At 71.0% G+C, this 12,525-nt stretch carries 14 protein-coding genes; 4 read left to right on the forward strand and 10 right to left on the reverse strand.

The features are described 5' to 3' along the window. Positions 1-1,785 precede the first annotated feature (1,785 nt). The 3 genes from AC2CHE_RS03635 to AC2CHE_RS03645 form a co-directional block, all read right to left on the reverse strand. On the reverse strand, positions 1,786-1,944 hold the full coding sequence (locus AC2CHE_RS03635) for a hypothetical protein (protein WP_484503449.1): 159 nt from the start codon (positions 1,942-1,944) through the stop codon (positions 1,786-1,788). A gap of 253 nt (positions 1,945-2,197) precedes the next feature. Then, the gene (locus tag AC2CHE_RS03640) at positions 2,198-2,407 is read right to left on the reverse strand and encodes a PIN domain-containing protein (protein ID WP_484503450.1); all 210 of its coding nucleotides are present in this window, start codon (positions 2,405-2,407) and stop codon (positions 2,198-2,200) included. Between the two features lie 12 nt (positions 2,408-2,419). Next, the gene (locus AC2CHE_RS03645; protein WP_484503451.1) at positions 2,420-2,560 is read right to left on the reverse strand and encodes a hypothetical protein; all 141 of its coding nucleotides are present in this window, start codon (positions 2,558-2,560) and stop codon (positions 2,420-2,422) included. Between the two features lie 404 nt (positions 2,561-2,964). Between AC2CHE_RS03645 and AC2CHE_RS03650 the strand changes: the two genes are divergently transcribed. Then, positions 2,965-3,519: a hypothetical protein gene (locus tag AC2CHE_RS03650; RefSeq protein WP_484503452.1), complete on the forward strand. Its 555-nt coding sequence runs from the start codon at positions 2,965-2,967 to the stop codon at positions 3,517-3,519. A gap of 76 nt (positions 3,520-3,595) precedes the next feature. On the opposite strand, the gene AC2CHE_RS03655 is transcribed toward AC2CHE_RS03650, so the two are convergent. Next, positions 3,596-4,240 carry an alpha/beta fold hydrolase gene (locus AC2CHE_RS03655; protein ID WP_484503453.1) on the reverse strand — a complete coding sequence of 215 codons (645 nt, stop codon included), beginning with the start codon at positions 4,238-4,240 and terminating at the stop codon, positions 3,596-3,598. 301 nt (positions 4,241-4,541) lie between these two features. Between AC2CHE_RS03655 and AC2CHE_RS03660 the strand changes: the two genes are divergently transcribed. Further along, positions 4,542-4,733 (forward strand): hypothetical protein, encoded by a 192-nt coding sequence (locus AC2CHE_RS03660; protein WP_484503454.1) that lies wholly within the window; start codon positions 4,542-4,544, stop codon positions 4,731-4,733. Here the strand turns inward: AC2CHE_RS03660 and AC2CHE_RS03665 are convergent. Next, a complete protein-coding gene (locus AC2CHE_RS03665) occupies positions 4,723-4,983 on the reverse strand; it encodes a response regulator (RefSeq protein WP_484503455.1) in 261 nt (86 codons plus the stop codon). The two genes, AC2CHE_RS03660 and AC2CHE_RS03665, sit on opposite strands and share 11 nt — an antisense overlap. A gap of 18 nt (positions 4,984-5,001) precedes the next feature. Here AC2CHE_RS03665 and AC2CHE_RS03670 point away from each other — a divergent pair, with 18 nt between their 5' ends. Then, the gene (locus tag AC2CHE_RS03670; protein WP_484503456.1) at positions 5,002-5,457 is read left to right on the forward strand and encodes a class I SAM-dependent methyltransferase; all 456 of its coding nucleotides are present in this window, start codon (positions 5,002-5,004) and stop codon (positions 5,455-5,457) included. Between the two features lie 222 nt (positions 5,458-5,679). Here the strand turns inward: AC2CHE_RS03670 and AC2CHE_RS03675 are convergent, their stop codons facing one another. From AC2CHE_RS03675 to AC2CHE_RS03695, 5 genes are read right to left on the reverse strand one after another with little or no spacing between them, the layout of a single operon-like run. After that, positions 5,680-6,480, reverse strand: coding sequence for a metal ABC transporter solute-binding protein, Zn/Mn family (locus AC2CHE_RS03675; RefSeq protein ID WP_484503457.1), 801 nt, complete (start codon positions 6,478-6,480; stop codon positions 5,680-5,682). Then, on the reverse strand, positions 6,404-7,288 hold the full coding sequence (locus tag AC2CHE_RS03680; protein WP_484503458.1) for a metal ABC transporter permease: 885 nt from the start codon (positions 7,286-7,288) through the stop codon (positions 6,404-6,406). Before AC2CHE_RS03680 ends, AC2CHE_RS03675 begins: the two co-directional genes overlap by 77 nt. Beyond that, the gene (locus AC2CHE_RS03685; RefSeq protein WP_484503459.1) at positions 7,289-7,921 is read right to left on the reverse strand and encodes a metal ABC transporter ATP-binding protein; all 633 of its coding nucleotides are present in this window, start codon (positions 7,919-7,921) and stop codon (positions 7,289-7,291) included. Beyond that, on the reverse strand, positions 7,918-9,543 hold the full coding sequence (locus AC2CHE_RS03690; RefSeq protein WP_484503460.1) for a class I adenylate-forming enzyme family protein: 1,626 nt from the start codon (positions 9,541-9,543) through the stop codon (positions 7,918-7,920). The genes AC2CHE_RS03685 and AC2CHE_RS03690 overlap by 4 nt, the downstream gene beginning before the upstream one ends. Continuing rightward, positions 9,540-11,297: a CoA transferase gene (locus AC2CHE_RS03695; RefSeq protein ID WP_484503461.1), complete on the reverse strand. Its 1,758-nt coding sequence runs from the start codon at positions 11,295-11,297 to the stop codon at positions 9,540-9,542. The genes AC2CHE_RS03690 and AC2CHE_RS03695 overlap by 4 nt, the downstream gene beginning before the upstream one ends. 95 nt (positions 11,298-11,392) lie before the next feature. Between AC2CHE_RS03695 and AC2CHE_RS03700 the strand changes: the two genes are divergently transcribed. Further along, complete coding sequence (locus tag AC2CHE_RS03700; protein WP_484503462.1) at positions 11,393-12,523, forward strand: acyl-CoA dehydrogenase family protein; 1,131 nt, start codon at positions 11,393-11,395, stop codon at positions 12,521-12,523. Positions 12,524-12,525 lie beyond the last annotated feature (2 nt).

A 12,525-nucleotide genomic window follows, 5' to 3' on the forward strand; every position in this document is an offset into this window, starting at 1 on the left:
CGCCAAACGGCCTCCCGAGTCCCGACGCCCCGCGGAGACGTCGGGCTCAGAGTGTCGAAACAGACCACTGTCGCAGGTCACCTGGCGGACGCGTGTCGCACATCAGCCGACGGAGGACAAACCGCCAAACGCCACGATTGCCGAAACCCTCTCGAGAGGATCAAGGGCCGCGCAAGCGCGGCCCCCCGCCGCACTCGGCCTGCTGGCGGCCTCCGGCCGGCATCGGCCGGCGCGGCGGGCCTGCGATCGGAGGCCCCTAGGAACGAAGTGACTCCGGAGGATCGAACTGCGGAGGGGATGCAGGGCCACTGGAGGATGAGGCAGCCCGGGTGGGGGCGGTGCTCCGTGCAAACTCGCTCGGCCTCACCGGCTGCCCAACAAGGCGTTCCAACTCGCTTGCGGAAGGAGTGAGGTGCCGCCGCACGAGGTTGACGAACTCTAGACGCTGCTGGTTAAGGTCGTCGCGTAGCCGGCACCACCCAGCCTCGTCCACGTGATCGCCGATCCCGGCGCTGAAGTGCCAGAAGGCTGTGTCTAGCCGCAGGGCCGCATCTACGACCTTTGTCGGTGCCACCAGTTGCAGGCGGGCGAGCGCAGCATTCCAACCAGCCCAATCGACGCGCTCAGCCTCGTCGGAGCGCCACCGTATAAGAGCCATATAGGTAGCAGCCTGTTCCTGGACCAGAATGGCGCACGCCTCCGCCAGCGCGCTCCGCGACCACGAGTGCTTCTGGCTTCGGTCGGTGACCCAAGCACCGGCCGCGACACCTAACAGCGTGACGACAACAGCAGTGGCCGTCGATATTGCTACTTCCCAGCTCATCGTCTCTCCAGCCTCGCCGACCTCGGGCATCGCCGATGGTGCCAACTGCCGACAAAGCACCGTAGCCAGGCCGTGACGATCGCGGAAGGCGGTGGCCCACCGCAGAACCTGGGGCGATCGGCTGCCGCGCCGCTGCGCGGCTTGCCACCGAGGTGCCAGGTCTAGGCGCGCGGAGAGCCGGCGGCACGGCAAGCCGCCCCCGGCCCGAGGGGCCGGGGGCGGTAAGCCGCACGCCGCCGGAGAACCACGCGCCTGCCGCGTAGCCGTGCCAGCCACGTGCCAGTAACCGACGTCTCAGACGGTCACGAGTGGTCATGATCGGGCAGGACGACACCGCCGCTGACCAGGCGATCCCGGCGGATCAGGACAGCCGGAAACGATCTTCCAAACTGACGGTGCGGGTTCGATTCCCGTCGCCCGCTCCACGAACCCCGGCCCAGGTCAGCGGCATGATCGCCGAACCTGGGCCGTTTCCGTTCTAACTCTTTTTGATCTTGCGTGCCATTGGCCACCAGTAGCACCGGCCGTGCCGCCCGATGCGGCTTCACGTGCCGTCCGCCCGGTCTTGCTCTTGGCTGCCTTCCGCTCTGTCGGCTCGTCGCCGGCCGCGCCTGGCTGGGTCGGCCCGTTGTCCGACGCATCCTGCCCGCCGATGCGCCGCCGTCGGCCGCGTCTCCGGCCACCGTGGTCGGCTTGCCCTTGGCCGGCTTCTGCTTGGCCCTGGCCCCCGCACGCTTGGTCTGCCTGGTGAGGCGGCGGTCCATGGCGTCGGCGATCTCCCGGTCACGCTCGCTGATGGCGTGCTGGTAAACCGGAACGCAGCACGCTCCCTTGTCCTGGTGAACGCCAGCGCAGCCGGCCCCTCCCCTACGATCTCATCAAGACACCGCGCAAGCGTGGTGCATCCCCGCCCCACTCGGCCGGCGGGCGGTCTGCGGCCGGCATCGGCCGACGGGCGGGCTCTACGGCTTACCCACCTTGCTGTGATGCTCGCCGACGATCCGCGTCCTCAATGCGTGGCGCACAGCCATTCGGATCACGAAGTACAAGACGGCCTGCCCAGCCAGCCACATGGTCAGCGCGAAGAACATCTGTGGGAGTGGGAAAACGTCCAACTGCATGGGCGGCACGATAGTTCGGAGCGACCGCCCCTGCTGTCCCCGAGCCGTCCCTGACCTCGGCCCGCATGTCGCTTCTCCTCCAGGCTGTCGATGTCTTGGCCAGGGACGATCGCGGAAGTGGTCGTCCACCGTCGAGGTTGGGGCGACCGGCTCCCGCGCCGCTCCGCGGCTTGCCACCGGGTATGTGGGTCCGGCCGACTGCCGACCACCAGGACCAGCCACCGCCGTTCGGCCACGGCGGACTGCGGCGAAGCTACAAGACGTCGAACAGGCGCAGACCGTCGTACTCGGCGAAGTCGGCGTAGTCCTTGCCGTCGAACGTCGCCAGCGGCAGCCGGTCGACCAGGCAGCAGGCCGCGATCCAGGAGTCATTCGTCGGACGGGGACGCCCCCGATGCTGCGCCCGCGCCTGGAGCTGACCCCAGGTCGTCGCCACCGCCTCGTCGAAGGGCAGCAGCACCACGGCGGATCGCCACTACGCGAGGTCAGCCAGCTTGCGCGGCCCCCAACTCCGCAGCACCGTCCACTTGGTCAACTCCCCGAGCGGGACGAGCGTGATGCCGGCCAGGCGGGCACGAAGCCGATCATGCAGTCGATCACGACCCACCTCGTTCATCACACACCGCCACTCATTGTCGCACGATCAGCACCGGCACCACCGTCACTCGGATGCGCGGAAAGCCGACGGCACGGCAGTCCGCCCCCGGCCCGACAGCCCGGGGGCGGTAAAGCCACACCCGCCGGACAACCCGCGCGGCCGTGCCAGCCATGTGCCAGTAACCCCGTGTCCCAGACGTCCCCAGTGGTCATGATCGGGCAGCACCACACCCGCGCCGCCCATGCGATCCGGGCAGATCATGACAGCCGGGACCTACGGGCGCCGGACCGTTGACCATCCGACCGGCCGTGTGCGGACGATACGAACGACCTTGACCCACGGATTCGCCACCGATCATGCCGACGGCGTGCCGTCACGCAACGTAGCGCTCCTCGCCGTGGCCCAGCATGCGGATCTGGCCGATGAGCGCGCGCCGTATCGTGCTGGCCATGATCGAGACCGCTGCGCCGAGTACGCGCAACCAGGGTGGCACGGCCGCACTCGTGCTTGGGTGCATCAGCCTGCTTCTGTCGCTGGTCGCGTGCGGTGTGGCGGGGCTGTCTGTCGACAGAAATGACATAGACCTGCTCCCGGTACAGTCCAAGCCAGAGGTCGCCAGCGCGGCCCAGGTGGAAGCCGTCGCTCACGTGACCCTGCCACCCGGCAGCGTGCTGCTCAGCGCCGCGTACAGCAACGGTCTGGAAACCCAGCTCTCGGCGAAGTTCCGCATGCCGCGCACCGAACTCGACGCCTTCGTCGCCTCGGCGAATTTCACTACGGCTCTCGCGCCGGGGCTTCGGGCAGTCGACGCCAAGCACAACGTCGGTGGCGGCAACCTGTGGGACCCCGAAACCGCCAAGACCATCTCCGGCCTCGACGAGGAGCAACCCACCGCAGACGGCACACGCCGAGCGCTCCTGGTCAACCTCGACGCACCCGATGCAGTCACCGTGTACCTGTACGCCAGCCGCGGCTGAACTCCGCAGGCATCCGCTTCTGCCGCGATCCTCCGCGCCGCCCGTATTCACGCGGCCGGCGCCGGGCGCAGCGCCTTCAGCGCGGCAGGTACGCGGTCAGCTGGTCGGCGAGTTGCTTCGGATGGCTGAGCGCCACCGCGTGACCACCGTCGATCTCATCCGGTACGGCGTCGAGGCGGTCGGCCGCAACGCGGCGCTGGAAGTCGAGCGGGAAGAACCGGTCCTCGCGGGCGATGAGCACCCTCGTCGGCACGTCCGGCCACGCGTCCAGGGGCCACGGCTCGTTCCATTCTGCGCTGACCTGGTCGCGGCCATGCGCCGGGGCCTCCGCGACAATCTCGGCCGGCACTCCGTTGTAGAACTGTTCCTCCTCACTGAGCCCCTCCGCGCTGCGGTGACCGGTGTTGTCCCACCAGTCGCCGGGGCTCTCACCCGGCTTCGGGATCATGGGAGTGAGCAGGACGATGAGCCGCACAGGCAGCTTGTCAGCGACCAGCGGCGCCGTGAACGCACCATACGAGTGTCCGACGACCACGAGGTTGCTGCGATCACCGACGGCATTGACGACCGTGTCACAGAACTCGGCGAAGCCCGCCGCCTCATCCTCGATCGGCAACTCCGGCACCACCACGTCGTGGCCCCGTCCGGCCAGCTCAGGGGCCAGCAGATGCCAGTCCCAGGAACTGCCGCCACCGCCGTGGATCAGAACGAAAGTCGCCATACGCCAAAGCCTTACACAGGGGTACGACAGTCAGTAGCGCCGCCGCGATACGCCATAACCGGCCGACCACCGGCGACCTCACGGCAGAATCACGCACCGGGCCGGAAGCATTGTCCCGCGACGACCGGATCCGCCGCTTCCCGTGTGTTGCTCTGCGGCTGGAACATGGCGTGGAGGTTGCTGGCCGGGTCGGGCACGATACGGGCGTGATGCTGCTGGTTCCCGCCGATCCACTGCGACCGCGCCGCCCCGACGAGCACTTCAGGGCGGAGGCGGCACCGCTGGTGATGCCGAGCTTGACGTGGCGGTGGTCGACCACGACGCGCTGACCAGGCCGGGTCATGCGGATCAGGCGGTGGCGTTGGTGCCCGCCGGCGGTGAGGCGGTCCACCGCGGCTGGATGCTGCGGAGCGAACAGTACGCGGCCTTCGCTGAGGCGCTGGCCCGGCGCGGCGTGGCGTGCTGCGGCTTCCCCATGCCGGTCAGGTCGTGATGATCACGACCCGCAGTGGGTCGCGCACAGCCGAACCGGCGAGTGCGCGGGTCACGTCGAGGCCATCCAACCGCGGCATCTGGATGTCCACCAGGCAGACGTCCGGGCGGAGTTCCCGGGCGAGGCTGATCGCCTCCGGGCCGTCGCCGGCCTCTCCGACCACCGTGATGTCCGACTGGCTCTCCAACAGCAGCCGAAGCCCTTGGCGGACGATCGCCTGGTCCTCGGCGACGAGCACCCGGATGGTCATGACACTCCTGGTGCGGGGATGGTGGCCTCAACGGTCCAGCCGGTGGGCGTGCCCCGGACCGGCGCTCAGCTCACCACCGAGGGCGGACGCCCGCTCGCGCATCCCGACCAGACCGTGGCCGTCCGGGCGGGCGGAAGGGCCGGGCTGTCCGTCGTCGGCGATGCGCAGTCGGACGGTCCGCTCATCGTGGATCCAGGCGTTCGGATGCTCGGCATCGAATCGTCCGACGCGATGGCCACGATCGCTGCCCGCAAGGCCACGGCCCTCGGCCTGGCCGACGCACGGTACGAAGTCATGGACAGTCGGCACCTCGAGTTCACCGAGGGGAGCATTGGACGCCGTGGTGTCGCGCTTCGGACTGCTCTCCTTCGCCGCGGATCCGCGCGCCGAGGCCCGGGAAGTGGCTCGCGTGCTGAAACCCGGCGGCGTTTCAGCATCGCCACCTGGGAGGCAGGCAGCAAGAACATCATCTAGTGGGCACTCTCAACGAGTCTGCGCCCGTTGCTCAGCCTCCAGGTCGTTACCGCAATCGAACGGTCGGAAAATGAGCCGTTCCAACCTGATCTTGCAGCTCAGGGCGGGTGCGGCAGGCCCGGTGATCGATGGGTGCGAGGCGCTTTGAGGAACGCCGTCTGAGGGGTTGGGCCGGTGGGGCGCGACCGCCGCACCCCACCGGCCCGGTGGCCGCCGCTGCGATCAGGGTTCGAGTGCCGCGGTCAGCCGTTCGGTGTTGGTCTTGAACACGCCGATCAGGTCGAGGTCCGTGCCGGGGTAGTTGACGATGTCCACGCGGGTGGCACCGGGGATATCGGGGTTGGCACCGGGCAGGTGGGCGTTGGCCAGTACGAGGGCGGGCTTCTTGGCGGTCAGTTCGGCGAGCTGACCGGCGCTGACCGGCTGCGGTCCGTAGACCTCCGTGACCTCGACGCCGGCGAACGTGCCCCAGTAGCCGACGAACAGCTGTGACACCGCCGTCGGCGCGGGGTTCGGCAGGGCGGCTTTCGCCTGGCCGGACAGGGCGGTGTATTCGCGGTTGAAGGTGTCCAGCCAGGCGGTCGCGGCGTCGGTGGTGCCGAAAATGCCGGCCAGCCGGGTCACCTCCGAGGTGATCTTTCCGGGGGTGTTCTCCAGGACCACGGGGACGAGTTCGCCGGTGCCGCCGGCGGCGTCCTTGAGCTTGGCGGCGAAGCCGTCGAACTCGGCGTACAGGATGTAGTCGGCGCCGGCGACGGCGGCGAGGTCGCTGGGCTTGGGATCGTAGTCCGGCGGGTGCTGGACGTTGGCGGGGGCGACGACGGTGATGTCGGTGGCGCCGGCGGCCTTTGCGAGGGCCCCGACCCAGCTGGTGGACGCGACCACCGTCGGCCCCTTCGCGGCCGCCGAGGGTGTTCCGGCGCCGCCGCCCGGGGTGGGGGTGTCGTCAGTGCTGCCGCATCCGGTGGCCAGCAGGGACAGGGTCACCACCGCGGTCAGCGCGGCGGCCCGGATCGATCGCATCACGTGCTCCTTCGGGAATCAGGTAGGTGAGCAGGGTCAGGGTCCCCGCGACGAGGACGAGGACGGGCCCGGGTGGCTGGTCGAGCAGCAGCGCGACGGTGAAGCCGGCAATGTTGCCGACGACGCCCAGCGCGACGGCCCAGAGCACCATGGAGCGCAACGAGCGGCCGAGGTTGCGGGCGCCCAGGGCGGGCAGGATGGTCAGCGCGTCGACCAGGAGCGCGCCGGTGAGCCGGATCGACGCGCCGATCGCGACCGCGACGACGACGAGTAGGGCGAGCAGCAGCGGCCCGGCGGCCACTCCGGAGCACAGCGCGAGTTCCCGGTCGAACAGCAGCAGCGCGAGTTGCCGCCGCCACCGCCAGAACAGTACGTGTACGACGACGGTGAGCGCGCCGAGGACGACCAGATCGATGTCCCGGGTGGCGAGGATGGAACCCCAGAGCAGCTCGAACGCGCCGGTGGCGTTGACACCGGATACGGAGAGCACGAGCAGGGCGGCGGCGATCGCGAAGGTCATCAGTAGCCCCATCGCCCCGGGCAGCCCGGTGGGCCGGCGGGCCAGGGGTGCCACGCCCGCCCCGGCCAGAGCGCAGGCGACCAGGCCGCAGAGCATCGGGTCGAGGCCCGCGAGTAGGCCGACGGCGATGCCCAGCAGCGCGACGTGCATCATCGCGAACCGCACGGCGATGATGTCCAGACCGATGATGAACACCCCGACGATCGGCAGGCCGACGGCGGCGATCAGCAAGCCGATGGCCGAACGTTGCACGGCGGGCAGGGCGAGCAGGTCGAGGAAGCCGTCCACTCAGATCACCCGCAGCTTGCCGGCGGCCATCTCGGCGACTCGGTCGCAGGTGCGGGCCATCGCCCGGTCGTGGGAGACCACGACCACGGTGACCGGAAGTTTCGCCAGCAGCGTGGCGACCTGCTCCTGTCCGTCGAAGTCGAGGGCGGCGGTGGGTTCGTCGGCGAACAGCGCCCGCGCGCCGGCCGCCACGGCACCCAGGGCGCGGGCGAGGAACACCCGCTGCAACTGCCCGCCGGAGAGGGTGTGTAGCGGACGCTGGCCGAGACCGTCGACATCGAGTTGCCCGGCGGCGTCGCGGGCGGCGTCCGGATGGCCTCCGCTGTCGAGCAGTTCGTCGACCAGCAGCGGGAACCGGCCCGGCGCGAGGCGCTGCGGCACCCATGCCACGTCCCGCCGCCGCCGTGCCCAGTCGGCGCCACCGCGGGCCGCCACCCCGCTGACGGTGATCGCCCCGCCGGTGGTGGGATGCAGGCCGAGGGCGGCGCGCAGCAGCGTCGTCTTGCCGGAACCGTTGGCACCGGTAAGCGCGACGTGTTCGCCGGCCGCAACGTCGAGGTCGACGGCGTCGACGGCGGTACGGCGGCCGTAGCGGCAGGTGACGGCGGTGAAGGTGACGGCGGCTGCGGTCACCCGAGGTCCTGCCCGGTGAGCTGCTCGCGCAGCCACCGCTTGTCGACCTTCCCGGCCGGGGACAGGGGAAGTGTGTCGAACACGCCGAGACGTTCGGGCAGTTTGGCGTGCTCCAGCCCGTGCACCTCGGTCAGGTAGGCGGCCAGTTCGGTCAGGGTGGGTGCGGTGCCGCCTTCGCGGACGGCGATGCCGGCGGCCATTCGCTCGCCCATCAGCCGGTCGGGCACGCCGACGCAGGCGACCTGCCGGACCGCCGGGTGCTGGGCGATCAACAGCTCCACTTCGACCGGGGAGAGGTTCCGACCGCCCCGGATGATGATCTCGTTGCGGCGGCCGACCACGTGCAGGAGACCCTCACCGTCGATCCGGCCGAGGTCGCCGGTGCGGACCCAGCCGTCGACGGCGCGGTAGCGGTCGTCGAACTCGGTGTCGACGTAGCACAGCGGGCTCATCGGGCCGAGTCCCCAGATCTCACCGACCTCGCCGGCAGGTAGGTCGATGCCGTCGTCGCCGACAATCCGGATCGCGGCCACCGCCGGGTTCGGTCGGCCCACCGCGTCGTACACCGCGTCCGGCGGGTCGAGCGGGTCGGTGGTGCAGTTGACGCCGTCGGCGGAGCCGTAGCAATTGACGAAAGCAGCGCCGAACCGGTCCCGGCAGGCCTGCACGGTGGCCGGGTCGATCCGGGAGCCGCCGGCCACCACCGCCCGCAGCGACGACGTGTCCGTGCGGTCCAGCCGTGGGTGGTCGAGCATCATGGCGAACATCGTCGGCACACCGAACACCAGGTACGGCCGGTGCCCGTCGATCAACTTCAGTGCCCGTCCGGCGTCGAAACGGGACTGCACGAGCAGTGTGCCGCCGTGCCGGGCGATCGTAACCGCGCTACCCGACGACCCGAACGACGACGCCAGCGGCACGAGAAAAAGGTTGCGCATCGGCTCGCCGCCGTGGTGCAGCGCAGCGATGAACGCGCCCCGGCCACCGGAGAGGGCGTCGTGCGAGTAGACGATCATCTTCGGTGCGGCCTCGGAGCCGGAGGAGACCAGGATCCGCGCCGGTGCGCAGGCGTCGACCGGGACCGGTGTCACCAGGGGCGGGCCGTCGGCCAGCCAGCTCTCCAGGCTGTGCGGGCCGTCAGCGCCGGCCACCAGCACGTTCCGCAGGTGTGGCAGCTGGGGCCGTAGGGCGTCGAGGGTATCGGCGTACCGGTGGTCGCCGGCCTTGTGTGCGACCACCGCGACGGCGGCACGAGAGCGGCGCAACAGAGTGAGGGTGTCACGGCGACCCCGCCCGACCGGGTACGGCAGCACCACCGCGCCGATCGCCGCGGCGGCGAGATCTACGGCGACCGACTTCCACCCGTTGGGCAGCTGCACCGCCACCACCTCGCCGGGCGCCACCCCGGCCCGGCGCAGCGCGCCGGCCAGCCGCAGCGAGCAGATGTGTAGAGCGGCGTAGGTCGTCTCGCCGTCGTCGTCGATAACCGCGATCCGGTCCGGGTGGGCGGCGGCATGTCCGGCGAACAGCTCCCACAGGCTCTCGCCCGGGTAGAGGCCGGCGTGGCGCCACCACGATCGCAGCGGCGCGGGGACCAGGTCGCGAACTGGTAGGGCAGTCACGGGGTGAACCTCCACGGTGGGCGGACGAAGGCGCAGCCGTCGACATCGACGAGATCGGCGCAGGCAGGGTCGGTGGCCAGGTCACCGGGCTCGGAACAGACCCGTACCGCGGTGATCCCGGCCCGTGACAACCGGTCCAGCGCCTGCTCGACGGTGAGGGCGACCGGATCACCCAGCACGGAGTCTGCCATCGCCGAGTCCGTCCCAGCGGCCACGACCAGATGCCCGTCTGAGGCCGGCACCGGCATGTCCCACCGGGCCCACCTCGGGCGTTGCCGAGGCAGTGGCGCCTGCACGACCCCGGCCGCCGACAGCAGGGAGGTGTCCACCCGCTGCCCACGACGCTGCCGCTGCCGGGCGACCAGCGCCGCCAGGGCCCCCTCGGCGCACACCAGCCCGCCGAGCACGTCCAGCAACGTCATCAACGACCCCGCCGGGGGCTGCCCGGCCGGCCGCAACTGCTCACCGAGTCCCGCGTACGCCTGGGCGACGAAGTCGGTGCCCGGCGGCGCGTCCGGCCCGCGGGCATCACCCCACCCCGAGGCGTACGCGTAGACCAGGCCGGGATTGCGCGCGACGAAGTCGCCACTGTCGAGACCGAACTCGACGGCCTTGCCCGGCGCCCAGTTGTGCAGGAACACATCCGCCCCCTCGACCAGGTCCCGGACCGTCGCCCGGCCCCCGGCCGAGCGCAGGTCGACCTCGACGATCCGCTTGCCCCGGTTGAGCGCCAGGAACCGGGCCGAGCAGTCACCTACCATCGGCGGCATCCCCCGCAGCGGGTCCCCGCCGGCCGGCTCGACCCGCACCACCTCCGCGCCGAGCATCCGCAGCACGTGCCCGGCCAGGGGCCCCTGGATGCGGCGTCCCGCCTCCACCACCCGCAACCCGTGCAGCGGCAACTCGCCCGCCGCCAACCCGGGCAACGGGCCAGCGGCCGCGGTGGCCGTCAGACGCCACGGGGCGCCGAAACCGCCGTCCGGGTCGGTGTCGGCCCGGCGCTGTGCCAGCCCGTGGACCTCTTGCACCGCCACCCCGGCGGCCAGTGCCGTCGCGCACAACTCGGCGAACGACGTGCGGCGGGTGACCTCATGCAGAGCCGGCGGGATCGGCGCGGTGGCCGTGGCGTACCGGAGCACGAACGCCCGCCACCCCCGCCCCACGTCGCCCGGCGCTGCTCCCAGCGCCTCCCACCAGCGCCGCCACGGCTCTGGATCCAAGGTCTCCACCTCGAAGACGACCCCGTCAGCGGAGACGAACGGTGGCGGCACTCCGGCACCTGTCACCTCCCCGGTCTCCTCACCGTCACGGACGCTGCCCGCGGCCAGATACTGCGACACCGCCAGCAGCGCCGTCCCCGGCACGCTCACCGACACCGACCCCAGCCGCCGGCCGCGAAGCTCCGCCAGAACACCCGCCAGGGCACCCTGAGCCGTCACCACGCCAGCCACCGTGGACACGTAGTCGACGCCGAGCCGCGCGGGACCGCCGGCCGCGCGGCCGTGCACGGCCATCAACCCGTACCCCGCCTGCGCGGTCACCTCGTCCAGCCGCCGGCCCGAACCGTCCCGCCAGTCGACGTCGATCCTCGTGCCATCCACGAGCAGCGGCCCACCCCCGGCCCGGCCCGCCCCGAGCAGCGCGAGGTGCGCGACGCAGAGCGCGTCCGCCGGTGAACCGTCACCGCCAGACACGGCCACCCCGTCTAGCACCGGCACGCCCACCTGGTCATTCACCATCAGATCGCTACGCACCGGCGTTCCCGGCGTGCGCTACGTTGATCGCCCGCATGCCTCAGTAGTCGGAACGCACCCCGGTGCGGTTCCTGGAAACGTCGGGAGTTTCATCGGTGCACAACCTGTCAGCCCGTGTCGCCGCCTTCGTCACCGACCGGGTCGTTCCCGCCGAACCCGTGCTCGTCGCTGGCGGACGCGCCGCCGCACACGCCATGACCGGCCTGCAACAAGCGGCCCGCGATGTCCAGTTGTGGACACTGCCCCTGCCCGCGCACCTCGGCGGCCACGGGCTCGACCTGACCGCGTACGCCCCGCTGGCCGAAGTGGAGGGACACTCCGACTTCGGACCCACCGCACTCGGCTCGGACCTGCTTCTCGACGCCACCATGCTCGACCGGCACGCCACCGCGACCGTCCGCGACCGCTACCTCACACCGATGACCATCGGTGCCGCCGCGCCGAGCTTCGCCATGACCGAACCCGGCCACCCCGGCTCCGACCCGGCGACCTTGACCACCACCGCCATCCGCCACGGCGACACCTGGCACGTCACCGGGCGGAAGTGGTTCACCTCCCGCGCCGCCACCGCCACCTTCACCACCGTGGTCTGCCGCACCGACCCCGACGCCGACACCCGAGACGCATTCAGCCTGATCATCGTGCCGACCGACGCACCCGGTTACCACATCGTCCGCGAGGTGCCCGTCCTCGGTGCCGGCGGACAGTACGAGATCAGCCTCGACGTGCAAGTGCCAGCCGACCACCTCCTCGGCGAACCCGGTCAGGGGCTGCGCATCGTCGGCGAACGCCTCGCGCTCGGCCGCACCCTGCGCTGCCTGCGCTGGCTCGGTCAAGCCGACCGCGCCTACCAGCTCATGCTCGCCCGGCTTCGCGACCGGCGCGTCCACGGCCGCCCGCTCAGCGAGCAGCAACTCATCCACGCGTTCGTCTTCGACAGCCACGCCGACATCGCCGCCGCCCGCACGTTGACACATGTCGCCGTTCAGGCTGTCGCGGCCGGCGGCGACACGCGCGTCGCGGTGGGTACGGCGAAAGTGCTCACGGCCCGCGCCCTGCACGCCGCCGTCGACCGCGCCATCCAGATCTACGGCGCCGAAGGACTGACCAACGACACTCCGCTGCCCATGCTCGCCCGTACCGCTCGCGCCGCCCGCATTCTCGACGGCCCCGACGAACTGCACGTCACCACCGTCGCCCGCCGCCTGCTCACCCCGCCGCGCTGACC

This window comes from Micromonospora sp. ATLC16 (assembly GCF_057196645.1).

Coding starts and splice junctions, on each gene's coding strand:
- AC2CHE_RS03635 (WP_484503449.1), bottom strand. CDS start 1,944: ATGCAGTTGGACGTTTTCCCACTCCCACAGATGTTCTTCGCGCTGACC.
- AC2CHE_RS03645 (WP_484503451.1), bottom strand. CDS start 2,560: ATGAACGAGGTGGGTCGTGATCGACTGCATGATCGGCTTCGTGCCCGC.
- AC2CHE_RS03650 (WP_484503452.1), top strand. CDS start 2,965: ATGAGCGCGCGCCGTATCGTGCTGGCCATGATCGAGACCGCTGCGCCG.
- AC2CHE_RS03655 (WP_484503453.1), bottom strand. CDS start 4,240: ATGGCGACTTTCGTTCTGATCCACGGCGGTGGCGGCAGTTCCTGGGAC.
- AC2CHE_RS03665 (WP_484503455.1), bottom strand. CDS start 4,983: ATGACCATCCGGGTGCTCGTCGCCGAGGACCAGGCGATCGTCCGCCAA.
- AC2CHE_RS03670 (WP_484503456.1), top strand. CDS start 5,002: ATGGTGGCCTCAACGGTCCAGCCGGTGGGCGTGCCCCGGACCGGCGCT.
- AC2CHE_RS03675 (WP_484503457.1), bottom strand. CDS start 6,480: ATGCGATCGATCCGGGCCGCCGCGCTGACCGCGGTGGTGACCCTGTCC.